Source organism: Achromobacter pulmonis (assembly GCF_021733725.1).
GTDB lineage: Bacteria > Pseudomonadota > Gammaproteobacteria > Burkholderiales > Burkholderiaceae_B > Achromobacter > Achromobacter pulmonis.
In genome coordinates this window covers 1-24,249 of record NZ_JAIFOT010000002.1, presented here as the reverse complement: position 1 = coordinate 24,249, position 24,249 = coordinate 1, and the positions used below count along the sequence as shown (strand labels likewise).

The following is a 24,249-nucleotide window of genomic DNA, read 5'->3' as shown; positions in this document are numbered from 1 at the left end:
GCCGACATGTTCGAGCTCTTCAGCCCCCGGACGCGCCCGTCCTCGTCGTCCCGCTCCTCGCCCAACCGCTGGGACTGGGCGCTGCTGCCCCTGGTGCTGGGGGTGCTGGCGGCCATGGCCTATGGCGCCTCGCAGATGAGCCGGCCTTTCGCCGTCGGCGAATCGCTGCCGATCTCGCTCGACCCGATCTATCTACCGTACTACCTGCTGCGCACCATCCTGCGCATGTTCACGGCGCTGGCCTTCTCGCTGCTGTTCAGCTTCGTCTTTGCCGCCATCGCGGCCAAGTTCCGCACCGCCGAAAAGGCCATGATCCCGATGCTGGATATCCTGCAATCGGTGCCCATCCTGGGATTCCAGGCCATCGCCATCGCGCCCTTCATCGCGCTGTTTCCCGGCAACCTGCTGGGGGTCGAGTGCGCGGCGGTCTTCGCCATCTTCACCTCGCAGGCCTGGAACATGGCGTTCAGCCTGTACCAGTCGATGCGCACCGTGCCGGCCGAATTGAACGAGGCCGCGCGCGTATTCCGGCTGTCGGGCTGGCAGCGCTTCTGGCGGTTGGAACTGCCGTACGCGACGCCAGGGCTGCTGTGGAACATGATGATGTCGATGTCCGGCGGCTGGTTCTTCCTGGTGGCGGCCGAGGCCATCTCGGTAGCCGGCCAGGACATCAAGCTGCCCGGCATCGGCTCGTACATCGCGGTGGCCATCGACGCCGAGAACGGCCGCGCCATCGCCTGGGCCATCGGCGCCATGATGGCCGGCATCCTGCTCTACGACCAACTGTTTTTCCGGCCGCTGCTGGCCTGGGCAGACAAATTCCGCTTCGAGGAATCGCAGGCCGACGTCGCGCAGCAGTCCTGGCTGCTGGACTGGACCCGCCGCAGCCGCTGGATGCAGGCCCTGTCGAATCTGTTCTGGGTGTGCATGCGGCGCGCGCTGGGCTGGTTCAGCGTGCCCTATGACGGCACCTCGATCCGCGCCCGCGCCAAGGCGCCGGACCCGCGTTGGACCCGCATCTGGGATGCGCTGCTGGCGGCGGCCGCGTTGCTGGGCACCTACAGGCTGGTGGTGTTCGTGCACGCGCAGGTGGGTTGGAGCGAGGTGCTGCACGTGGTCGGGCTGGGCGGTATCACCCTGGTGCGGGTGATGGTGCTGATCGGCCTGGCGTCGGCCATCTGGGTGCCGGTCGCGGTCTGGATCGGCCTGCGGCCCAAGTATTCGCAGCGGGTGCAGGCGGTGGCGCAGTTCCTGGCGGCATTCCCGGTCAACCTGCTGTTCCCGGCCGTGGTGTTCGTGATGGTGGCGTTGAAACTCAATCCCAACATCTGGCTCAGCCCGCTGATCATCTTCGGCACGCAGTGGTACATCCTGTTCAACGTGGTGGCGGGGGCCTCGACCATCCCCAATGAATTGCGCCTGGCCGCCAGCAACCTGGGACTGAAAGGCTGGCTGCTGTGGCGCCGGGTGTACCTGCCGGCTGTGTTTCCCAGTTTCATCACCGGCGCCATCACCGCCAGTGGCGGCTCCTGGAACGCCAGCATCGTGGCCGAGTACGTGTCCTGGGGCAATACCTCGCTGGTGGCCGACGGCCTGGGCAGCTATATCAAGCGCATGACCGAACTGGGCGATTTCCACCGCATCGCGCTCGGCATCGGCGTCATGTGCGTCTTTGTCATGCTGTTGAACCGGTTTTTCTGGCGCAAACTGTATGTGCTGGCCGAAGACCGCGGCCGGTAGGAGTCTTCATGCATTCCAATGTCCTGATCGAACTGCACGGCGTCGGCAAGTCGTTCCGCGCCGCCGACGGCACCGCGCGCAATGTGCTGGAACAGGTCGATTTCACCCTGCGCGAGGGTGAGATCGTGGCGCTGCTGGGCAAGTCCGGCTCGGGCAAGTCGACCCTGCTGCGCATCATGGCGGGGCTGGTCAACGCCGACCAGGGGACGGTCACGTATCGCGGCCAGCCGGTGTATGGCCCGGCCGCCGGCATCACCATGGTGTTCCAGTCGTTCGCGCTGTTTCCCTGGCTGACCGCGCAGCAGAACGTCGAGCTGGGGCTGGAGGCGCAGGGCGTGGCGCCGGCCGAGCGCGCCAGCCGCGCCGATGCCGTGCTGGACCTGATGGGCCTGGGGGGGTTCGGCGGGGCGTTGCCGCGCGAGCTGTCCGGCGGCATGCGCCAGCGTGTCGGCATCGCCCGCGCTCTGGTCATGAATCCCGATGTGCTGTTGATGGACGAGGCCTTCTCGGCCCTGGACGTGCTGACCGGCGAAACGCTGCGCGACGACATGCTCGAATTGTGGGACGAGAGCCGTATCTCGACCAAGGGCATCCTGATCGTGTCGCACAATATCGAGGAAGCGGTGATGATGGCCGATCGCATCATCATCTTTTCCAGCGACCCCGGCCGCATCCGCAGCCAGGTCCAGATCGGCCTGCCGCGGCCGCGCAACCCCGATTCGCCGCAGGTGCGGGCGCTGATCGACGAGGTCTACGCCCTGATGACGCAGCGGCCGGCGCACGACATGCCGACCCCGCGCCAGCAGGGCCTGGGCTACCGCTTTCCGCACACCGAGGTCGAACGCATGGAGGGCGTGCTGGACGTGCTGGCCGAGGCGCCATTCCATGGCCGCGCCGACCTGCCCAAGCTGGCCCAGGAAGCCGAGATCGCCGACGATGACCTGCTGCCGGCGTGCGAGGCGCTGGGGCTGTTCGGCCTGGCGCAGATCGACAAGGGCGATATTTTCCTGACACCGCTGGGCCAGCGCTACGTGCAAGCCGACCAGGGGCAGAAGCAGGCCATCTTCGGCCGCCAGTTGCTGGCGCACGTGCCGCTGGCCGCGCACATCCGCCACAGCCTGGAACAGGAGCCCACCGGTACGCTGCCGGAAAAGGACTTCCTGGATTCGATGGAGGAATTCCTCAAGCCCGACGAGGCCGAGCGGGTCCTGAAGATCGCGGTGGAATGGGGCCGCTATGGCGATATCTATGGTTACGACTACCACACCGGCCTGTTGAGCCTGCCGCCGCGCGATGCCGGCTAGGGCGGCGGGGCCGGTTTCGCCCGGCCCGCCGCCGCAAGCGCTTACAGGGCGATGAAGCCCGCGATCACCAGGATGATCAGGCCGTACTTGGTGGCCTTGTAGGCGGTGCGGTTCCAGGCCTTGAAGGCCTTGCGCTTCTGGTCGATGACCCAGTGCGCGTGGGTCAGCTTGTTGATGGCGCCGGTCTGGTCGCCGCCGTCGTTGGGCGAGCTGGCCGCCGACATCACCACGCGGCCGAACCAACGGTTGAAGGCTTCGGCCCAGCCCCACTTGAGCGGCCGCTCGACGTCGCAGAACAGGATGATGCGGTTCTGCTCGGTGTGATTGTAGGCTTCGTGCACGTAGGTCTCGTCGAACACCACGCTTTCGCCGTCGCGCCAGCTGTACGATTCGCCGTCGACGATGATGTGGCAGCGGTCGTCGTTGGGCGTGGCCAGTCCCAGGTGGTAGCGCAGCGAGCCGGCGAACGGGTCGCGGTGGGGGTTGAGCTTGCCGCCCGGCGGCAGCTCGGCGAACATGGCCGCCTTGACCTTGGGCAGCGTCTTCAGGATGGCCACCGTCTTGGGGCAGAGCTCCTCGGCCGACGGGTGGCGGGCGTCATACCATTTCAGGTAGAAGCGCTTCCAGCCGTACTTGAAGAACGAATTGAAGCCGATGTCGTTGTGGCTGTCGGCCGCCTTGATGCGGCGCATCTCGGCCATCTGCAGGGCCTCGTCGCGGATCGTTTCCCAGTTGTCGTCCAGCACCTTGAGTTCGGCGATCTCGCTGGTGGTCAGGTAGGGCGTGGACGGCACCCGCGAGGTCAGCACCATGAAGGCATTGACCGGCGCGAGCAGCACCGAGTGGTCCAGCAATTGCCGGCCCAGCGGCAGCTTGACGCGGCCGCGGAAGTGCGCGAACAGGATGGCGGCGAGCCAGATCCCGGGTATCAGCCATTTCATACGTAAATCTCGTCCTGCGACGGATGATCAGGGGCAATCGTCTATTGTTACACAGGGTCGCCCGGCGGGTGTCGGCGCAATCGGCCAACGGGCGCTTTTCGGCCCTCCGACTAGGTACAATTCCTGCTATGTCCGAAGCCGTAACAAACCCGTCCCCATTTGTCCACCTGCGCGTTCACTCCGAGTTCTCGGTGGTGGACGGCATCGTGCGCATCCCTGACCTCATCAAGCGCGTCGCCAAGCACGGCCAGCCGGCCGTCGCCCTGACCGATCTGTCGAATCTGTTCGGCCTGATCAAGTTCTACAAGGGCGCGCGCAGCGCCGGCATCAAGCCCATCGCCGGCTGTGACGTCTGGTTGAGCAACGACGAGGATCCCGCCAAGCCGTTCCGCATCCTGCTGCTGGTGCGCAACCACCAGGGCTACCTGAACCTGTGCGAACTGCTGTCGCGTGCGTTCCTGACCAACCAGGGCAAGGGCCGCGCCGAAATCCGCCGCGAATGGCTGCAGGGCCAGGACGGCCTGATCGTGCTGTCCGGCGGCCGCGGCGGCGACGTCGGCCAGGCGCTGGATGCCGGCAACGCGGTGTCGGCGCTGGCGCTGGCGCGCCAGTGGGCGCACCTGTTCCCGGGCAGCTATTACATCGAACTGCAGCGCGCCGGCATGGACGGCGACGAAGCCTACACCCAGGCCGCCATGCGCCTGGCGGCCGAGGCCGGCCTGCCGGTGGTGGCCACGCATCCGGTGCAGTTCCTGGACGAATACGAATTCCAGGCGCATGAGGCCCGCGTCTGCATCGCCGAAGGCGAGATCCTGGCGAACCCGCGCCGCGTGCGCCGTTTCACCAAGGAACAGTACCTGCTCAGCTCCGAGGAAATGGCGCGCCGCTTCGCCGACGTGCCCTCGGCGTTGGCCAACACGGTCGAGATCGCCAAGCGCTGCAACCTCAGCCTGGTGCTGGGCAAGCCGCGCCTGCCCAACTTCCCCACGCCCGACGGCGTGTCGCTGGACGACTACCTGGTGCAGTTGTCCGAAGAGGGCCTGGAAAAACGCCTGGCGTTCCTGTTCCCGGACGAGGCCGAGCGCGAGTCCAAGCGCGAGCAGTACTACGAGCGCCTGCGCTGGGAATGCAAGACCATCATCCAGATGGGTTTCCCGGGCTACTTCCTGATCGTGCAGGACTTCATCAACTGGGGCAAGAACAATGGCGTGCCGGTCGGCCCGGGCCGGGGCTCGGGCGCCGGTTCGCTGGTGGCGTACGCGCTGGGCATCACCGACCTGGACCCGATCCGCTACGACTTGCTGTTCGAGCGCTTCCTGAATCCTGAGCGGGTCTCGATGCCCGACTTCGATATCGACTTCTGCCAGGACAACCGCGAACGCGTCATCGACTACGTCAAGGAAAAGTACGGCCGCGCCGCCGTCAGCCAGATCGCCACCTTCGGCACGCTCGGCGCCAAGGCGGTGGTGCGCGACGCCGGCCGGGTGCTGGACATGCCCTACATGTTCTGCGACGGCCTGTCCAAGCTGATCCCGTTCAACCCGATGGATCCGTGGACGCTCGAACGCACCCTGAAGGATGAGCCGGCCTTCAAGGACCGCTACGAGCAGGAAGAGGAAGTGCGCGCGCTGGTCGACCTGGCCAAGCCGCTCGAAGGGCTGACCCGCAACATCGGCATGCACGCCGGCGGCGTGCTGATCGCGCCCGGCAAGCTCACCGACTTCTGCCCGCTGTATTGCCAGCCGGGACAGGAGAACAGCGCCGTCTCGCAGTTCGACAAGGACGACGTCGAAGCCGCCGGCCTGGTCAAGTTCGACTTTCTGGGCCTGCGCAACCTGACCATCCTGGACTGGGCGGTGCGCTACGTGCGCCAGTTCAACGCGGACAAGCGCGACTTCGACGTCATGGCGCTCAGCCTGGACGATCCGGCCGCCTACAAGATCCTGTGCGATGCCAACACCACCGCGGTGTTCCAGCTGGAATCGCGCGGCATGAAGGAACTGCTCAAGAAGCTGCGGCCCAACACCTTCGAAGACATCATCGCCATGCTGGCCCTGTACCGTCCGGGGCCGCTGGAATCGGGCATGGTGGACGACTTCGTCAACCGCAAGCATGGCCGCGCCGCGGTGGACTACTTCCACAACGACCTGGAGAGCACGCTAAAAAGCACCTACGGGGTCATCGTCTACCAGGAACAGGTGATGCTGATCTCGCAGATCATCGGCGGCTACTCGCTGGGCGGCGCCGACCTGCTGCGCCGCGCCATGGGCAAGAAAAAGCCCGAGGAAATGGCCAAGCACCGCGAGCTGTTCGAGAAGGGCGCCAAGGAAAAGGGCCACGATCCGGACCTCGCGGTCAAGCTGTTCGACCTGATGGAGAAGTTCGCGGGCTACGGCTTCAACAAGTCGCACTCGGCCGCGTACGCGCTGATCTCGTACCAGACCGCCTGGCTCAAGGCCTATCACCCGACCGAATTCCTGGCCGCCACCATGTCCTCCGACATGGACGACACCGACAAGGTCCAGATCTTCTGCCGCGACGCCCAGGACAACGGCGTCGAGGTGCTGCCGCCCGACGTCAATTTCTCGGGCTACCGCTTCGAGCCGGTGGCCGACAAGTACACCGAAAAGGGCAAGCCGCCGCGCACCATGCGTTACGGCCTGGGGGCGGTCAAGGGCACCGGCCAGGGCGCGGTCGAGGACATCCTGCGCGCCCGCAAGGAAGGCGGCCCGTTCCAGAACCTGTTCGATTTCTGCCGTCGCGTCAGCAAGCACGCGGTCAACCGCCGCACCATCGAGGCCCTGATCAAGGCCGGCGCGTTCGACACCATCGAACCGAACCGCGCCGCCATGCTGGCCTCGGTGCCCACCGCCATGGAAGCGGCCGAGCAGGCCGCGCGCAGCGCCAACCAGTCCTCGCTGTTCGGCGACGACAGCAGCGACGTGGTGGCCGGCGAACTGGCCAAGGTCGCGCCCTGGGACCTGCACAAGAAGCTGACCGAGGAAAAATCGGCGCTGGGCTACTACTACAGCGGTCACCTGTTCGACGCCTGGCGCGACGAAGTGCGCCAGATCGTGCCGATGCAACTGGCGCGGGTCGAGCCGCAGCGCGACCTGCAATGGATGTGCGGCGTGCTGGCCAGCGTGCGCGTCATGATGACGCGGCGCGGCAAGATGGTGTTCGCGGTACTCGACGACGGCACCGCGCAAGTCGAGATCTCGGTGTTCAACGAGCTTTACGAAAAGCACCGCGGCCGGTTGCGTGAAGACCAATTGGTCATCGTCCAGGGCAAGGTCAGCAACGACGAATACTCCGGCGGCATGCGCATTGTTGCCGAGCAGTTGTACGACCTGCAGCTGGCGCGCGAGGCGCGCGCCAAGTCGCTGCGCGTCAAGCTCAATGGCGGTGCCGACGCCGCGCGCCTGCGCCAGATGCTCAACCCGTTCCGCGCCGAACCCGAGAACGGCATCCCTGGCGTGCCGGTGGACATCGTCTACACCAAGAACAACTTCCTCTGCACCGTGCGGCTGGGTGAGGAATGGCGCGTGCGCATGGCCGACACGCTGCTCGAGAACTTGAACGCCTGGACCAAGCCGAACGGCGTGGAGGTCACCTACTGATGCGCATCGTCCACTCGGAAGCGGCCACCAGCTTCGGCGGCCAGGAAGGCCGCATCTTCAAGGAAATGAACGCCATGCGCGCGCGTGGCCATCACCTCGAAGCCATCTGTCAGCCCAGCGCGCTGCTGGCCGAGCGCCTGTCGGACGCCGGCTTCACCGTCCACACGCTGGAGATGGACGGGCCGCTCAACTACCTCAAGGGCGTCGTCGCCATCCGCCAGATCCTGCGCGAAGGCCGCTTCGACGTGCTCAATACCCACAGCCGGCGCGACACCGTCATCGCCGCGGCTGCCGGCCGCCTGGCGGGCACGCCGCTGATCGTGCGCACCCGCCACCTGTCCAACAAGGTCGGCTCGCTCTGGTCGTACACGCGCCTGCCGCACCGCGTCACCACTGTCAGCGACCACGTGCGCGAGCACCTGATCGCGCGCGGCGTGCCGGCCAGCCACATTGCCACCGTCTACTCGCCCATCGTGTTGCCGCCGCCGGTCGAACACTCGACCTTGCGCGAAGAGCTCGGGCTGGCGCCGGATGACGTGGTGGTCGGCTGTGTCGCCGTGATGCGCGCCACCAAGGGCCACAAGGACCTGATCGACGCCATCGCGCCGCTGATGGCCACCCGGCCCAAGCTGCACCTGGTGTTCGTGGGCGGCGGGTCGCCGGTGTTCGAGCAGACCCAGGCCTATGTGACCGAACGCGGCCTGGCCGACCGCATCCACCTGATGGGCATGCGCCGCGACGTGCCCAACCTGCTGGCCGGCTGTGACCTGTTCGCGCTGGCGACCCAGCAGGAGGCCTCCGGCACCGTCTACGTCGAAGCGCAGGCCAGTGGCCTGCCGGTCATCGGCACCGACGTCGGCGGCGTCTCCGAGATGTTCCGCGACGGCGAAACCGGCATCCTGGTGCCGCCCAAGGACCCGGCCGCGCTCACCGCTGCGCTTGAACAATTGATCGATGACGCCGGGCTGCGCCAGCGCATGGGCGAGGCCGGCCGCAAGATGGTCTGGGAAGAGGGCGTGTTCTCGCCCGCCCGCCTGGCCGAGACCACTGAGGCCGTCTACGCCCGCTGGCTGGCGGAGCGGCGCGGATGAACGCGCCCAATGTTCCGGTGCTGATGTACCACCACGTCACGCCGGCCGGCGGCATGATCAACGCCATGCCCGACGTGTTCGAGGCCCAGATTGCGCGCCTGGCGCGGGCTGGCTACCAGTCGCTGTCCACCGAGCAGTTCGCCGCCTACCTGGCCGGCGCGCCGGCCCCCGAGCGTTCGGTGCTGATCACCTTCGACGACGGCTATCTCAACAACTGGGTCCACGCCCATCCGGTGCTGGCGCGTTACGGCATGCGCGCCGTGCTGTTCACCATCACCGGCTGGATCGGCGACGGCCCGGTGCGTCCGCACGCGGGGCAGGGCTTGCCGCTGCCGGCCACGCCCGACCACGGCGCCAGCAAAGAGCTGATCGCCCAGGGCCGTGGCGACGATGTCATGCTGCGCTGGAGCGAGATCGAGGCGATGCGGGCCGCCGGCACCTTCGAATTCCATTCGCACACCCACACGCATACGCGCTGGGACAAGGTCTGCGGCGCCGATACCGAAGCCAAGCGGGCCCATATCGTCCAGGAGCTGTCTGATTCGCGCGAGACGCTGGCGCGGCGCCTGGGCGCGGTCAGCGATCATCTGTGCTGGCCGCAGGGCTATTTCGACGCCGACTACGTGGCAGTCGCCAGGCAGGCAGGCTTTCACCACTTGTACACTACCGACCCTTTCGGCCAGAACACCCCAGGCGCCGACCCCGGCCACATCTACCGCTTCGCGGTGCGCAACCAGGGCGGCACCTGGTTGAACCGGCGCATCTGGCTGTCGCGCGATCCCTTCTGGGGACCGCGCTATCACGCCTGGAAGGCCTGGAAAAAGCGTCTTAGGAATCGCGGATGAAGTTATCTGTCATAGTCATCACCAAGAACGAAGCGGCCAATATCGCCGAGTGTCTCAAGTCGGTCGCCTTCGCCGACGAATTCATCGTGGTGGATTCGGGCAGCACCGACGGCACGGTGGAGCTGGCGCGGGCGCTCGGCGCGCGCGTCGAGGTGACGTCCGACTGGCCCGGCTTCGGTCCGCAGAAGAACCGCGCGCTCGACCTGGCCACCGGCGATTGGGTGCTGTCGATCGACGCCGACGAGCGCGTCACGCCCGAACTGGCGCGTGAAATCCAGGACACGCTGGCCGCGCCGCGCGCCGACGCCTACGAAATCGCCCGCCTGTCGAACTTCTGCGGCCGCGACATCCGCCACAGCGGCTGGTGGCCGGACTACGTGCTGCGCCTGTTCAAGCGGGGTACGGCGCGCTTCAACGATGCCGCCGTGCACGAACGCGTGGTCCCGGCCAACGGCCAGCCGCCGCTGCAGCTCAAGGGCTACTTCCAGCATTACCCGTACGACAACCTCGATGCGCTGGTCACCAAGATCAACCGCTATTCCTCCGATGCCGCCGCCATGATGTACGCCAAGGGCAAGCGCACCGGCGTCTTCGGCGCGCTGGGACACAGCTTCTGGACTTTCGTGCGCATCTACCTGATCCGGCGCGGCTTCCTGGACGGCCGCCATGGCCTGGTGCTGGCGGTGACGGCCGCGGCGGGCAGTTTCTTCCGTTATTCGAAGCTGATGTTCCTGGCCGAGAAGAACAAGTGAGAATCCTCTATACCAACTTCCACGCCGGCAATGGCGGTGGGCACGTCACCTATATCATCAATCTGGCCCGCGCCCTGGCTGCGGAACACCAGATCACGGTCGCCGCGCCCGCCACCAGCCGCCTGCACCGCTACGCCAAGGCCATCCCGGGCGTGACGGTGGTCGATATGCGCTACACGACGCGGCCCTCGTCCTGGTTCAAGGACCGCGCCCGGCTGCGCCGCCTGATCAAGGACGGCCGCTTCGATATCATCCACGCCAACGGCTCGGCCGATCACAAGCAGGTCATGCTGGCCACGCTGGCCCTGGCGCGCCGCCCGCGCATCGTGTTCACCAAGCACAACGATCACCCGGTCACCAGCGTCGGCCACAAGCTGCGGGTGGCGCTGGCCACCGACCACAGCATCGCCGTCAGCGACTACATCCACCGCCTGCTGTCCGATTCGCCTTACCGCAAGCGGCCGATCACCACCATTCGCCACGGCATCGACACGCGCTTTTTCGCGCCGCCGGCGCCTGACAGCCTGGACAAGCTGCGCGAGATCTTTTTCGGCCCGGATTGGCACGGCAAGTTGCTGCTGGGCAGCGCCGGCGGCACCGACTACGACAAGGGCTGGCTCGACCTGGTGGCTGCGGTGGCGGCGCTGCCGCCGGGCGACAAGCAACGCGTGCTGCTGCTGGTGGCCGGCGACCCGCCGTCCGAAGCCAAGCTCGACCGCGTGCGCGAACTGGGCATGATCGACCAGGTGCGCTTTCCCGGCTTGCTCGACGATGTGCGCGCGGCCCTGGCCGCGTGCCACGCCGGCTTCGTGCTGTCGTACCGCGAGGCCCTGTCGTTCGCCTGCCGCGAGATCATGGGCCTGGGCCTGCCCGCGCTGGTGACCGACGCCGGCGGCCTGCCCGAAAACGTCACCGACGGCGTCGATGGCTGGATCGTGCCGGTGCGCGACGTGGCCGCCATGACCGCGCGCCTGCGCCTCATGCTCGACGATCCCGCGCGGGTCCGTGCCATGGGCGCGAATGCCCGCCAGACCGCCGAGCGCGACTTCAACCTGGCGCGTTTCGCGCAAGCCACGGTCGACGTCTACCAGCGTACATTGGGCGGACACTGAGCCCTTATAATCGCGCCATGTCTATCCCAATTCTCATGTACCACCAGATCGGCGAGCCCAATCCCAAGGGCACGCCGTTCCGCGGCCTGACGGTGCATCCGGACGATTTCGCACGCCAGATGCGCTGGATGCGCCGCCTGGGCTACCGAGGCCTGTCGATGCGCGACGTCATGCCCTACGTGCGGGGCGAACGCCGCGGCAAGGTGTTTGGCGTGACCTTCGATGACGGCTACCGCAATGTGGTCCAGAACGCCATGCCGGTGCTCGACGAACTGGGGTTCACGGCCACCAACTACCTGGTGGCCAATCAGTTCGACGGCGGCAACGTCTGGGACGCCAAGATCGGCATTCCGTTCTCGCCGCTCATGACGATCGACGAAATGCGCCAATGGGCCGCGTCCGGCCACGAAGTCGGGTCGCATACCCTGGACCACGTTCATCTGCCCGAGATGACGCCCGACGAGGCGCGCCGCCAGATGGTCGAGTCCAAGGACGTGCTGGAACAGGCGCTGGGCGCGCCCGTCACCGCCTTCTGTTATCCCTACGGCGATCATGGCCCGGAACACCTGGTCATGGCGCGCGAGGCGGGCTATGACAACGCCACGATCACCCGGCGCGGCCTGGCCAACGCCAGCGACGATCCCTTCGGCTTGCCGCGCGTGACGGTGTCGCGCTCGACCGGCATCTTCCGTTTCCTGCAGAAATGCCTGACCCGCTATGAAGACAAGCGCGGGCGCGGCTGAACGGCGGCTGCGCATCGCACTGCTGGTCGACCGCTTCGGCAACCGCTTCGGCGGCGCCGAAGCCTACGGCGTCGAGCTGATGCGCGTGCTTGGCCAGCGGCACGATGTATCCGTGGTGGCACGCGACTTCGACAGCGACCTGCCGTTTCCCTTCCTGCCGGTGCGCTTTCCCGGCTGGCTGCCGAGCTGGATGCGGGTGCTGTATTTCGCCTGGCGGGCCGACCGTCTCACGCGCGGCCACTTCGACATCGTGCATTCGCACATGAACGGCTGGGCCGGCGAAATCCAGGTCATGCACGTCACGCCGGTGCGCTACAACCGCCTGACCCGGGTCAAGCCGCTCAAGCGCGTGCTCGCCTGGCTCAGCCCGCGCCTGGCCACCTATCTGCTGCTCGAGAAATTCCGCGTGCGCCGCGCGCCCGCGCGTCGCGTGGTGGCGGTGTCGGGCCTCATCATGGACCAGCTGCATCGCAGCTACGGCCCGCAGTTGCCGGTCGACATCATCGCGCCCGGCGTCAAGCTGCCAGGGCCCGACGCTGCGGCGGCCCGCGCCGCCACCCGGGCGCAGGTCGGCTGGGACGCCGCGACCATCGGCTGCCTGCTGGTGGCGCGCAACCCGCTGCGCAAGGGCCTGCCGGCGCTGCTCGACGCGCTGGCGCTGCTGCCGGCGCAGTACCGCCTGCTGGTGGTGGGCGCCGACGCGGCCACCCGTGACCGGGTGCGCAACGCCGGCGCGGTCGCCAGCCGCGTCGCGCTGATCGACCCCACGCCGGACGTCGCGCGCTATTTCGCGGCCGCCGATATCTATGCCCACCCCACGCTCAACGACAGCTACGCCATGGCGCCGCTGGAAGCCATGTCGCACGGGTTGCCGGTGGTGGTCAGCTCGCCCGCCTATTGCGGCTTCGCCCAGTACCTGTCGGCGGGCAAGGATGCGCTGATCTTGCAGGATCCGCGTGATGGCGCCCAACTGGCCCAGGCCCTGCAACGCCTGGGCGACGAACCCGAGTTGCGCGCGGCCCTGTCCGAACGCGGCCTGGCCATCGCCCGCGACCAGAGCTGGGAAACGGTGGCGGCGCGCTACGAGGACCTGTACCGGGCGGTGCTGGCCGAGCGCGGCTAAGGTGCCGTGCCGGGTCGGTAAAGCAGAAACGGGACCGCGAGGTCCCGTTTCTGCTCAGTGGCTGGCCGGCGCGGTGGCCCGCTCCAGCGCGTCCAGCCAGTGGATCGCGTACTCCCGGTCGGCGCCGCACATCTCGGCCTGGGCCTGCAGCCCGCCGCAGAAATCCGGCCGCGAGGGGTGCCCGAAGAGGGCGCAACGCATGTCCGGCAGCAGCTGGATACAGGGCACGCCCGCGGGCTTGCCATCCGGCATGCCCGGTATTGGCCGGGTGATCGATGGCGCGATGCAACAGGCGCCGCAACCCGGCCGGCAGGCCAGCGCCGCCGTCATGGTCAGACCCACCCGCGCAGCCAGTAGACGAACAGGCCGGCGTATTCCTTGATGATGGAGCGGCTGGCGTCGAAGGTGCGCTGGTCGGGCAGCCAGCGGTTCAGCGAACCGTCGGCGGGCGGCACGATCTGTGGCGGGGCGGGGGCGGCGATGGCCACCACGCCCTGCTTGGAAAACGCCGCCATGGCGCGCGGCATATGCAGAGCCGAGGTCACCAGCAGCACCTTGCCGATGCCGCGCGCCTTGAGCTGGTCCTCGGTCAGGGCCGCGTTCTCGTAAGTCGTGCGGCTGGCGTTCTCCAGGATCAGTGCGGATTCCGGCACGCCTTGCTGGCGGATCGCGTGGGCCATGCCGCGGGCCTCGCTGACGTCGCCTTCGAGCGCACCGCCGGACAGCACCACCTTGGGCGCGCGGCCGGCCAGGTACAGCTGCGCCGCCGTGTCCACGCGCACCACGGCGGTGTCCTTGTCGTAGGGCAGAAACCAGTTGGCCCGGCCGTTGGCAGTGTTGCCGCCCAGCACCACGATGGCGTCGGCCGTGGGGGATTCGGCCGGCGGCAGGTGCGGATAGCGGCCTTCCAGCGCGCCGCCCAGCCACAACGAAGTGACGGGCAGCGACCACGCCAGCGCCCATAGCAGGCCGGCGACGATCAGGGCGCCGCCGGTCTTGCGCAGCCGGAACAGGCCCAGCACCAGGCCTAGCACCACCAGGGTCAGGCACAGGTTGAACGGAATGATCAGGTTCGTGAGATAGCTCGAAAGGGTCATGTCAAAACAATCCGTTTACGGCAAGCGATCGAGCAACTGACAGGCCTGCTGCTCGACCAGCGCGTTGGACGGCCAGGCCGTCTCCGAGCCGACGCATACCGCCCGGGGCGACCATGGGCCGGTGCGGCCGGGACGGGTGACGCCGAACAAGGTCAGCTCCCGGGCGCCTGCCGCCGCGGCGACGTGCGAGACGCCCGAGTCGTTGCAAATCACCAACGCCGCGCGCGCCGTCAGTGCGGCAAACGCGCCCAGCGAGAGCGGGGCCAGCAACTGCGCCGTGGGCGCATTGCGCCGGGCTTCGTCGGTCTCCGCCGGAGGGGGGCACATTACCACGGTATGGCCCCGTGCCTGCAGTGCCCGGGTAAGTGTATCGAATCCTGGCCATACCTTGACCTTGCCCTTGTGCAGGCCGGTCGCGGTCGGGGCGATCAGCACGAAACGCTGGCCGGCCAGGCCGGCCGCTTCCAGCGCCAGCGCCGCCGCGTCCTGGTGGGCCGGCGTCAGCGGCAGGTCCAGCGTCGGGCCCGGTTCGGCGGGGCCGGCCGGCAATCCCCAGCGGCCCAGCGCCGCGCGCGTCAGATGATGCCAGGCCTGTACCGCGTGCAGCGCCGCCTCTGGCTTGGTTACCGGCCAGCGCAGCAGGAAACTGCGGCCGTCGTCGCGGTAGCCGGCCGAGGGCACGCCCGCCAGGCGGAACACCAGGGCGCTGGAGAGCGAATCCGGCAGCAGCAGGCCGCGGACATGGCGGGCACCCGCGCCCAGGGTGCGGCGATGCGCGGCGACGGTGGCTCTATCTGGCCCTAATTTTCCCAACATCGGCAGGAACTGCTGTTTTTCGATGCCCTCCAGAAGATCCCGGGCCCAGGGGCGGGCACAGATCACCAGGGGCAGGCCGGCGGCCTGCAAGGCGCGCAGGCTGGGCAGGCTCATGCAGACATCACCGACCCAATTCGGCAAGCGGACGTAGAGGCAACTGATTTCGGACATGGGCGGGCGCGGCGTGCGATAGGGGCTGAAAGGGGGACGCCCGGCCTCGCGTGACAACGCGTAGCCAGTACAATCCGGGGCACAATTGTATAAAAGCGAGTGATTCCATTGAATTCTGCCGCACGCAACGCGCCCGCGGGCTCCCAGCCCGTCCGAGCTGAACTCTGGAGCCGTATCTATAGCCGGGTCGGCTCCTACTGGAAGGGGCTGGTGCTGGCGACGCTGCTGATGGCCGGCGCCGCCGCCACGCAACCCACGTTGGCCGTCATCATGAAGCCCTTGCTGGACGATGGCTTCTCGGGCGCCAAACCCTACTATGTCTGGGCCCTGCCGCTGGCGGTGATCGGCCTGATCTTCGTGCGCGGCGTCTGCAATTTCTTCAGTGACTACCTGCTGGCCTGGGTGGCCAACAACGTCTTGCTGGGCATGCGGCGCGACATGTTCGAGCGCCTGCTGGGCCTGCCCGACGCCGATTTCAAGCGCGGCGACACAGGCCGCCTGTTGAACCGCTTCACGATCGACGCCGGCAACGTCACCGGCTACGCCACCGACGTCATCACGGTGCTGGTGCGGGAAACCCTGGTGGTCATCGCCCTGATCTGTGTGCTGCTGTACACCTCTTGGGTTCTGACCCTGATCATCCTGATCATGCTGCCGGTCTCGGTGCTGATCGCGCGCACCTTCATCAAGCGTCTGCGCCGCATCAACCGCGATACCGTCAACATGAACGCCGAACTGACCCGCGTGGTCAGCGAGGGCATCGATGGCCAGCGCGTCATCAAGCTGTTCGACGGTTACGAGGTCGAGCGCGGCCGCTTCGATTTCGTCAGCAGCCGCCTGCGCCGCTTCGCCATGCGCACCGCCACTGCCGACGCCGCCCTGACGCCCCTGACCCAGGTGTGCATCTCGATCTCGGTGGGCGCGGTCATCGCCGTGGCCCTGGGCCAGGCCAACAACGGCTCGCTCACGGTCGGCAGCTTCGCTTCCTTCATGGCCGCGCTGGCCCAGATCTTCGATCCCATCAAGCGCCTGACCAATCTGGCCGCCCGCATGCAGAAGATGCTGGTGTCGGCCGAAAGCGTGTTCACGCTCATCGACCAGGTGCCCGAGAGCGACACCGGCACGCGCGAGCTGCCCGAGCCGGTGCGCGGCAAGGTCGAATTCCGCAACGTCACCCACCGCTTTTCCGACGCCGACCGCGACACCGTCAACGACGTGTCGTTCGTGGTCGAGCCCGGCCAGACCGTGGCCCTGGTGGGCCGCTCCGGCAGCGGCAAGACCACGCTGGTCAATATGCTGCCGCGCTTCGTGCTGGCCGACAGCGGCGCCATCTATGTCGACGACGTGCCGATCAACGACCTGAAGCTGCGCAGCCTGCGTTCGCACCTGTCGCTGGTCAGCCAGGACGTGGTGCTGTTCGACGACAGCATTGCCGCCAACGTCGGCTATGGCGCGCTGGGCGAGGCCAGCGAGCAGCAGGTGCGCGATGCCCTGGCCGCCGCCAACCTGCTGGATTTCGTCGAAGGCCTGCCGCAGGGCATCAACACCCTGGTCGGCGAAAACGCCGCGCGCCTGTCCGGCGGCCAGCGCCAGCGCCTGGCGATCGCCCGCGCCCTGATCAAGAACGCACCCATCCTGATCCTGGACGAGGCCACCTCGGCGCTCGACAACGAGTCCGAACGCCAGGTGCAGGCCTCGCTCGAACGCCTGATGAAGGGCCGCACCACGCTGGTCATCGCGCACCGCCTGTCGACGGTGCAGAACGCCGACCGCATCATCGTGCTGGACGCCGGCAAGATCGTCGAGCAGGGCCCCCACGCCGAATTGCTGGCCGCCAACGGCCTGTACGCCTCGCTCTACAACATGCAGTTCCGCGAAGACTGATAGCGCGCCGCGACAGGCCATCCAGGAGCCCGCCCATGTCCCTGCCCGCAGAAGGCAACCAGCTCGTCAACGTCGTCGTTCTGCTGGGGGCCGCGGTGGTGGCGGTGCCCCTGTTCAAGCGCCTCGGACTGGGATCCGTCCTGGGCTACCTGGCCGCCGGGCTGGCTATCGGCCCGTTCGGCATCGGCTGGTTCTCCGATCCGGGCGCCATCCTGCACGTGGCCGAGCTGGGCGTGGTGATGTTCCTGTTCATCATCGGCCTGGAAATGCAGCCGTCGCGGCTATGGAAGCTGCGTGGCGAAATCTTCGGCCTGGGCGTGGCCCAGGTGCTGGCCTGCGGCGCGCTGCTGACGGCGGTCGGCCTGGCCGCCGGCTTGTCAGGGCCGGCGGCCTTCATGGCGGCAATGGGGTTCGTGTTGTCCTCCACCGCCATCGTCATGCAGATCCTGGCCGAGCGCGATGAAACCGCCAGCGCCCAGGGCCAGCGCATCGTATCGATCCTGCTGCTCGAAGACCTGGCCATCGTGCCATTGCTGGCCCTGGTGGCGCTGCTGGCGCCGGCCGGCACCGAACATGGCGATCCCTGGCTGCAGGCCGGCATCGCGCTCGGCTGCGTGCTGGCGCTGCTGGCGGCCGGCCGCTGGCTGCTCAACCCGCTGTTCCGGCTGCTGGCCACGGCGCACGCGCGCGAAGTCATGACGGCCGCCGCCTTGCTGGTGGTGCTGGGCGCGGCCCTGCTGATGGAGCTGGGTGGCCTGTCCATGGCCATGGGCGCTTTCCTCGCGGGGGTGCTGTTGTCCGAGTCCACCTTCCGCCACCAGCTGGAAGCCGAGGTCGAACCCTTCCGCGGCATCCTGCTGGGCCTGTTTTTCCTCGGCGTCGGCATGTCGCTGGACCTGGCCGCCGTGGCGCGCGAATGGCAACTGATCCTGGCCGGCGTGCTTGTGTTCATGCTGGTCAAATCGGTCGGGGTCTACCTGGTCGCGCGCATGCTGCGCGCCAGCCATGCCGAGGCGCTCACGCGCGCCGCGCTGCTGGCGCAGGGCGGCGAATTCGCCTTTGTGCTGTATGGAGCGGCAGCCGCAGCGGGCATCTTCGATGCGCACCTGGCCGCGGTCCTGGTCGCGGTGGTCATCATTTCGATGGCGCTCACGCCGCTGTGCGTGCTGGCGCTGCGCGGGTTGCTGCCCAGGCCCGCGCCCTCGATGGAAGGGGTCGACGTGGCGCGGGATCTGGAAGGCTGCGCGTTGATCGTCGGTTTCGGCCGTTTCGGCCAGATCGTGACCCAGGCGATGCTGGCGCGCGACATGAAAGTGTCGATCCTGGATACCGATACCGACGCCATTCGCGCGGCCGCCAAGTGGGGCGTCAAGGTGTATTACGGGGACGGTACCCGCATCGACATGCTGCGCACGGCCGGCGCGGAAACCGCCAAGGCCATCCTGATCTGTATCGACAACCCGCAGTCGGTCAATCACATGGTCAAGCTGATCAAGGCCGAATTTCCTCTGGTGCAACTGGTGGTGCGCGCCTACGACCGCATTCATTCCCTGGCCCTGGCCAAGGAGGGCGTCGACTACCAGGTGCGCGAGACCTTCGAATCGGCCCTGGTATTCGGCGAAGCCGCGTTGCGCGCCGTCGGCGTGCCTGCGGACGAAGCGGCCGAAGTGGTGGCGGATGTGCGCAAGCGCGACACCGAGCGGTTCGACCTGGAGGTGGCGGGTGGCCTGTTCGCCGGGCGCTCCCTGCTGTACGGCAACATGACCGGTCCGGCCGATGGCCGGAATGACCAGCCTGACCGCGAAACCACCAGGCCGGCCGGCCACGCCGAACCTGGCGCGCCGGCATGACCGGCGTGTGACGGGGCGGGCCGTTCCGCGTATTACCGTCTCTTTGCAATACTTTACGCATCATTTCACGCGCAAGTCCGGGCGGCTGAGGTAGATTTGTCTCCAACCACGCTTCACTTCCGAAGCGTTTCTGCCCAGGGGGCTGCCATGCTGCAATCGGATCGCATTTCCACGACCCCGCATGCTGTCGGGTTTGAACTGGCACGGCGCCAGGCCGTGGCCCTGGGCTGCGGATTCTCCGCCGGCGCCATGCGTCGGCTGATCCCGGCCGGCGGCGCCGGTCAGGCCTGGGCCATCAATGCCCACCGCGAAACCGGCAAGGTCCGTGGCGCCAAGGCCTTTCCCTTCCGGATCGCCGCCACGGCATCCTGATGCCGGTCCGGTCGCGCGGCCCTGAGGCGCGCGACCGCTATCCGGTCAGGGCTGGGCCATCGGCGCCCGGCCCATCCCGGCCGATTTGCCCGGTCGGGTGCGTGCCCTACCGCCGCCGTGTCGGCGCCATGCCGCGGAATCAGGGCAATGCCAATGCCGCCACCGATGTGGATTGGCATTTCCCGTTGCAGATCATCGGATTGTAACCCCCCGTCCTGGCTGTCGATAGGCTCACGGGCTTGCCTGGGTGCGTGCGCTTGCGGCATGATGAGCCCAAAAAAGCACGACACCCCGTCGCAATCGCGAAGGAGCGCCTTGTTGAAGTCTCATGGGTTATTGCGCGGTAGCCTTTATGCCCTGGCGGGACTGGTCGCCATCGGCATCTGCGCGGCCGCAGTCGCGCTACTGTGGATGGATCGGCGCATCACCTGGAACCTGGCCCATGTTGCCGCCAGCAACCTCGCGGAAATCCTCTCGGCCGATATCGGGCGCACCATCCGCGTCTACGATCTGTCGCTGCAGGGCGTCATCGAGCGGTTGCACGAGCCTGGCATCGAACAACTGCCGCCCGCCACCCTGCATCGGTTCCTGTTCGACCGCGCCGCCAGTGCCGAGTACCTGGGCACCATTCTTATCCTGGATAAGGATGGCAACGTCCGCTACGACTCGCAGAGCCTGCAGCCACCCGATATGAACTTCGCCGATCGCGACTTCTTCCAGGTCCATCGCGATCAGGCCGACGTCGGCATGTACGTCGGCCGTCCCTATCTCAGCCGCCTGCGTGGCGGCGACGAAAGCATCGGCATCAGTCGCCGGCTCTCCAATCCGGATGGCAGCTTCGCCGGCGTGGTGTCGGGCTCCCTGCGACTGGCTTATTTCCGCGAGCGATTCGCCCGCTTGTCGATCGGTCCCCGCGATGCCATCGCGATCTTGCGCAATGATGGCGCCGTGATCGCGCGCACGCCGTACTCCTCCCGGGATATCGACGCCGATATCAGCCATTCGCCGGCGTTCCAGCAGTTCCTGATTCGCCGCGACGGGGTGTTCGTCGGCGCGCTGGCGCCCGATGGCGTCAACCGCCTGTACACCTTCGACACGGTACCCGGTACGCCCTTGGTCATCGACGTGGCAATGGCGGTCGATGAAGTGCTGGCCCCCTGGGTGCGGCGCGCGATGCTCATTATCCCGGTCACGCTCGCGCTGTTTGTGTCGGTGATGGCGCAGATCGTGCTGTACCGGCGCGAGACGCGCTTGCGGCAGGAAATCGAGACCCAACTCGAGAAAGCGGCCCAGACCGATGGCCTGACCGGCATCGCCAATCGCCGCACGTTCGACGAGTCGCTTGCGCGGGAGTGGGCCAGCGCGTGCCGCGCGGGTCAGCCGCTGTCGCTGCTGTTCCTCGACGCTGACCGCTTCAAGCGCTACAACGACCGCTACGGCCATCAAGAGGGTGACCAGTTGCTCAAGATGCTGGCCTCGAAGGTGCGCGACAATGCCCGGCGTCCGCGCGACCTGGCGGCGCGCTACGGCGGCGAGGAGTTCGTCGCACTGCTGCCCGATACATCGAGCAAGCGGGCGCTGGAAATTGCCGAGCGCATCCGCCGGGCGGTGATCGGGCTGCGCGCCGAGCATCTGGACAACGAGGGGGGCATCGTCACGGTCAGCATCGGAGTCGCCACGGTGATGCCTCGGCCGGACGATGACATGGCTACTCTGGTCGAGGCGGCCGACGCCGCGGTCTATCGCGCCAAGGAGGCTGGGCGCAACCGCGTGGCGAGTGCGGACGGCCCCGGTCTGACCGGCTGAGATGCGGTAAAAAAAAACGGCCCTGTCGGGCCGTCTTCATCAGGTGTGGATCCGCCGGTTATCGACCGCCCAGCATCACCGCCTGCAGGCGGTGCTGCGCCTGTTGCACTTTCTGCGCCTGCGCGCTCAGGTCCTGCAGCAGCGTGTTCAGCTCGGCCAGCACGGCAGGATCCTGCACTCGCGGAGCAGGGCCCGACAGGTCGATCTGCGCCTTGTGCGCTTCCACGTACTCCGCCACCTTCAGGCTGCTGTCCAGCGTACCGCTGATCTGCGGCAACACCTCCCGGAAAGTGTTGGCGGGCACCGTCACGGTCTTGTCGTAAGCCTTGTCGTACACCGCCTTCAGGTCGTCGGGCTGCTTGAGCTGCGCATGGGCGGCGTCGGCCTTGGCTTGTTCCTTGGCCAGGGCCTCGCCCATGTCCTTGAGCGCGGTCTGCACCGTCTTGAGATCGTCACGGCGCGCGATCACATCGTTCAGCGTGCGCACAGCGCCTTTCTGCATCAGGCTGCCCATCGGCTTGACCGAGGCGTCCATGCCGGCATTGAAGTCGGTGATCACCGCGTATTGCGCGGCGTAGTCGCCGAACGATTTCTTTTCTTCTGCCGTCGGCTGCGGCACGCGCACGCCCGGCTTGTCGATGATGCGGGTCTGCAGGAACTGCATGAACGCGGCGCGTTGTTCGGGTTCTTTGTTGCCGCAGGCGGCCAGCACCAGCGGCAAGGCCAGGGCCAGCAGCAGGAACGGCCGGAACAGGGTTTTCATTGCGTGATTCTCCGTAAAACATGGGAAATGGCGTAGCCTCGGGGACGCCGGGGCCAGCCAGCCGGTGGCGAGCTTATCGGGTCATCGCCATGGCCGCCACGGGTTTCAAACTTCATTTCAATCGAAGTGTCACGATACAAAGTTCACACACATTGACGTGAAAGTTTGCGTCGCAGCTGTTATGCGCGAGAGCCGGAGCAACGGCATGGAGCCGATGGAAAGAAAGCCGCTTGCGCGGCTTTCCGGTGTCGTGAATCTTGCGCGACCTGCCTGGAGCAGGCAAGACGGCGGGCCTCAAACTAGGATGATGTCGTACTTTTCCTGCGAGTATGTGCTCTCGACTTCCAGAGACACCCGCTTGCCGACGAAGTCCCCCAGCATCGCCAGATGCTGGCTTTCCTCTTCGAGGAACAGATCCACCACTTCCTGCGACGCCAGAATGCGGAACTCCTTGGGATTGAACTGGCGCGCCTCGCGCAGGATCTCGCGCAGGATCTCGTAGCAGACCGTACGCGGCGTGCGTACATTGCCGCGCGCCTCGCACATGGGGCAGGGTTCGCACAACTGGTGCGCGAGCGAATCGCGGGTGCGCTTGCGCGTCATCTCCACCAGGCCGAGCTGGGTGAAGCCATTAACCGTCATGCGGGTCCGGTCGCGCGCCAGCGCCTTCTTCAGTTCTGCCAGCACGGTTTCACGATGCTCCTGCTCCTCCATATCGATGAAGTCCAGGATGACGATGCCGCCCAGATTGCGCAGCCGCAATTGGCGCGCGATGGCCTGCGCCGCTTCCAGATTGGTCTTGAAGATGGTGTCGTCGAAATTGCGGCCCCCGACAAAGCCGCCGGTATTGACGTCGACCGTCGTCAAGGCCTCGGTCTGGTCGATGATCAGGTAGCCGCCGGACTTCAGGTCGACGCGGCGCGACAGCGCCCGCGCGATCTCCTCGTCGACATTGGCGGTATCGAACAGGGGGCGCTCGCCGCTGTAGTGCTGGATGCGATCGACCACCGACGGCGTATAGACGCGGGCCCATTCCAGCATCGCCGCGGTGGTGGTGCGCGAATCCACCAGGATCGTACCGGTGGCCGGTCCGACCATGTCGCGCAGCACGCGCTGCGCCAGCGTCAGGTCCTGGTGCAGCAGCGCCGGCGCCGGCTGGGTGCGGGCCGCGGCCTGTACGCTGGCCCACAGTTTGCGCAGATATTCCAGGTCGGCGGTCAGTTCGTCGTCATTGGCGCCCTCGGCCTGGGTGCGCACGATGAAGCCGCCTTTCTCTTCGGCCGGCATCAGCGCCTGCAGGCGTTCGCGCAGCTGGATGCGTTCGGACTCCGAGTCGATCTTCTGTGAAATACCGATATGTGGGTCATGCGGGAGGTACACCAGCATGCGGCCGGCCATGCTGATCTGCGTCGACAGGCGGGCGCCCTTGGTCCCAAGCGGATCCTTGACCACCTGCACCATGATGGTCTGCCCCTCGAACAGCAGCTTTTCGATAGGCGTAGGCGTCAGCCCCTGGCTGCGTTCTCCCCGGTTCTCGCGCAGATCGGCGATATGGATGAAGGCGGCGCGCTCCAGGCCAATGTCGATGAAGGCGCTCTGCATGCCCGGCAGTACCCGGACCACCCGCCCCAGATAGATATTGCCAACGTGACCGCGCTGGATGCTGCGTTCCACGTGCAGCTCCTGTACCGAGCCCTGCTCGACCAGCGCGACGCGCGTCTCGAAAGGCGTGACGTTGATCAGGATATCTTCGCTCAACGCGATGGTTGGGGGCATGAGGGCATCTTCTCCGAGGTAAGGGCTGTACGGCGCAAGGCGAATAGTAAACGTACCGATGGGGCAGGCAAGCGGCGGCGAGGCCGGCCTGGCGGGGAGGGCTATCCATATAAGGAAGGCCTGGGCCCTTATATAGATATAGGCAGCGGCGGTCGGGCCGGCCCGACCGCCGCTGCCACGCATGGCATAGCGCTATCTATATAGAGAGATGCGGCGTTGGGCAAGTGCGCTTGCCGGTGTGACGAGCCGTGGATGTGTCCCCGCGGCCCCGCGCGATACGGAGCGGCGCAGGATTCATCAGGCTTTATGGGGCAGCCGTGTGACAAGCCGAAATTCTGTGCTATAGTCTCGCTCCTTCGCAGTTCAAGCAGTTTTGTTGAGCGGCGAGGCCAGGCAAGTGCAACGGATCCGAAGGCTACGGCAAGCGGGTTTGTCGCGGGGCG

The 24,249-nt window shown here is 66.9% G+C and carries 19 protein-coding genes; 13 read left to right on the top strand and 6 right to left on the bottom strand.

The genetic code is table 11. The annotated features are described in order from the left end of the window. Positions 1–6: 6 nt before the first annotated feature. On the top strand, positions 7–1,740 hold the full coding sequence (locus K2W61_RS27355; RefSeq protein ID WP_236757120.1) for an ABC transporter permease: 1,734 nt from the start codon (positions 7–9) through the stop codon (positions 1,738–1,740). An 8-nt stretch (positions 1,741–1,748) separates the two neighbouring features. Next, a complete protein-coding gene (locus K2W61_RS27350; RefSeq protein ID WP_175135627.1) occupies positions 1,749–3,044 on the top strand; it encodes an ABC transporter ATP-binding protein in 1,296 nt (431 codons plus the stop codon). 41 nt (positions 3,045–3,085) lie between these two features. On the opposite strand, the gene lpxO is transcribed toward K2W61_RS27350, so the two are convergent. Further along, entirely contained in the window at positions 3,086–3,985 is a 900-nt protein-coding gene (gene lpxO, locus K2W61_RS27345; RefSeq protein ID WP_175135626.1) for a lipid A hydroxylase LpxO, read from the bottom strand. 128 nt (positions 3,986–4,113) lie between these two features. Here lpxO and dnaE point away from each other — a divergent pair, with 128 nt between their 5' ends. Genes dnaE through K2W61_RS27310 form a run of 7 tightly spaced genes read left to right on the top strand, consistent with a single transcriptional unit; the run spans position 4,114 to position 13,271 of the window. After that, positions 4,114–7,605, top strand: coding sequence for a DNA polymerase III subunit alpha (gene dnaE / locus K2W61_RS27340; RefSeq protein WP_236757119.1), 3,492 nt, complete (start codon positions 4,114–4,116; stop codon positions 7,603–7,605). Continuing rightward, positions 7,605–8,696, top strand: coding sequence for a glycosyltransferase family 4 protein (locus K2W61_RS27335; protein ID WP_175135624.1), 1,092 nt, complete (start codon positions 7,605–7,607; stop codon positions 8,694–8,696). The genes dnaE and K2W61_RS27335 overlap by 1 nt, the downstream gene beginning before the upstream one ends. After that, positions 8,693–9,541, top strand: coding sequence for a polysaccharide deacetylase family protein (locus K2W61_RS27330; RefSeq protein WP_236757118.1), 849 nt, complete (start codon positions 8,693–8,695; stop codon positions 9,539–9,541). The genes K2W61_RS27335 and K2W61_RS27330 overlap by 4 nt, the downstream gene beginning before the upstream one ends. Further along, positions 9,538–10,293, top strand: coding sequence for a glycosyltransferase family 2 protein (locus K2W61_RS27325; RefSeq protein WP_175135622.1), 756 nt, complete (start codon positions 9,538–9,540; stop codon positions 10,291–10,293). The genes K2W61_RS27330 and K2W61_RS27325 overlap by 4 nt, the downstream gene beginning before the upstream one ends. Further along, positions 10,290–11,405 (top strand): glycosyltransferase family 4 protein, encoded by a 1,116-nt coding sequence (locus K2W61_RS27320; protein WP_175135621.1) that lies wholly within the window; start codon positions 10,290–10,292, stop codon positions 11,403–11,405. Before K2W61_RS27325 ends, K2W61_RS27320 begins: the two co-directional genes overlap by 4 nt. 17 nt (positions 11,406–11,422) lie before the next feature. Beyond that, positions 11,423–12,148, top strand: coding sequence for a polysaccharide deacetylase family protein (locus K2W61_RS27315; RefSeq protein WP_236757117.1), 726 nt, complete (start codon positions 11,423–11,425; stop codon positions 12,146–12,148). Next, on the top strand, positions 12,123–13,271 hold the full coding sequence (locus K2W61_RS27310) for a glycosyltransferase family 4 protein (protein ID WP_236757115.1): 1,149 nt from the start codon (positions 12,123–12,125) through the stop codon (positions 13,269–13,271). Before K2W61_RS27315 ends, K2W61_RS27310 begins: the two co-directional genes overlap by 26 nt. A 54-nt stretch (positions 13,272–13,325) precedes the next feature. Here K2W61_RS27310 and K2W61_RS27305 read toward each other — a convergent pair whose 3' ends face one another. The 3 genes from K2W61_RS27305 to K2W61_RS27295 are packed head-to-tail and all read right to left on the bottom strand — an operon-like array spanning position 13,326 to position 15,355. Continuing rightward, positions 13,326–13,601, bottom strand: coding sequence for a YkgJ family cysteine cluster protein (locus K2W61_RS27305; RefSeq protein WP_175135618.1), 276 nt, complete (start codon positions 13,599–13,601; stop codon positions 13,326–13,328). 2 nt (positions 13,602–13,603) lie between these two features. Further along, on the bottom strand, positions 13,604–14,368 hold the full coding sequence (locus K2W61_RS27300; protein ID WP_175135617.1) for a YdcF family protein: 765 nt from the start codon (positions 14,366–14,368) through the stop codon (positions 13,604–13,606). Positions 14,369–14,383: 15 nt separating this feature from the next. After that, positions 14,384–15,355, bottom strand: coding sequence for a glycosyltransferase family 9 protein (locus tag K2W61_RS27295; RefSeq protein WP_175135616.1), 972 nt, complete (start codon positions 15,353–15,355; stop codon positions 14,384–14,386). Between the two features lie 108 nt (positions 15,356–15,463). Here K2W61_RS27295 and msbA point away from each other — a divergent pair, with 108 nt between their 5' ends. The 4 genes from msbA (at position 15,464) to K2W61_RS27275 (ending at position 21,267) form a co-directional block, all read left to right on the top strand. Next, a complete protein-coding gene (gene msbA / locus K2W61_RS27290; RefSeq protein ID WP_175135615.1) occupies positions 15,464–17,239 on the top strand; it encodes a lipid A export permease/ATP-binding protein MsbA in 1,776 nt (591 codons plus the stop codon). Positions 17,240–17,274: 35 nt separating this feature from the next. Then, on the top strand, positions 17,275–19,089 hold the full coding sequence (locus K2W61_RS27285; RefSeq protein ID WP_175135614.1) for a monovalent cation:proton antiporter-2 (CPA2) family protein: 1,815 nt from the start codon (positions 17,275–17,277) through the stop codon (positions 19,087–19,089). A 147-nt stretch (positions 19,090–19,236) separates the two neighbouring features. Further along, a complete protein-coding gene (locus K2W61_RS27280; protein WP_175141757.1) occupies positions 19,237–19,461 on the top strand; it encodes a hypothetical protein in 225 nt (74 codons plus the stop codon). 318 nt (positions 19,462–19,779) lie between these two features. Next, complete coding sequence (locus K2W61_RS27275) at positions 19,780–21,267, top strand: GGDEF domain-containing protein (protein WP_236757114.1); 1,488 nt, start codon at positions 19,780–19,782, stop codon at positions 21,265–21,267. 58 nt (positions 21,268–21,325) lie between these two features. Here the strand turns inward: K2W61_RS27275 and K2W61_RS27270 are convergent, their stop codons facing one another. Beyond that, positions 21,326–22,030: a DUF3053 domain-containing protein gene (locus K2W61_RS27270; RefSeq protein WP_236757113.1), complete on the bottom strand. Its 705-nt coding sequence runs from the start codon at positions 22,028–22,030 to the stop codon at positions 21,326–21,328. Between the two features lie 294 nt (positions 22,031–22,324). Next, positions 22,325–23,788, bottom strand: a complete 1,464-nt coding sequence (rng, locus tag K2W61_RS27265; RefSeq protein WP_175135629.1) for a ribonuclease G — start codon at positions 23,786–23,788, stop codon at positions 22,325–22,327. Positions 23,789–24,249 lie beyond the last annotated feature (461 nt).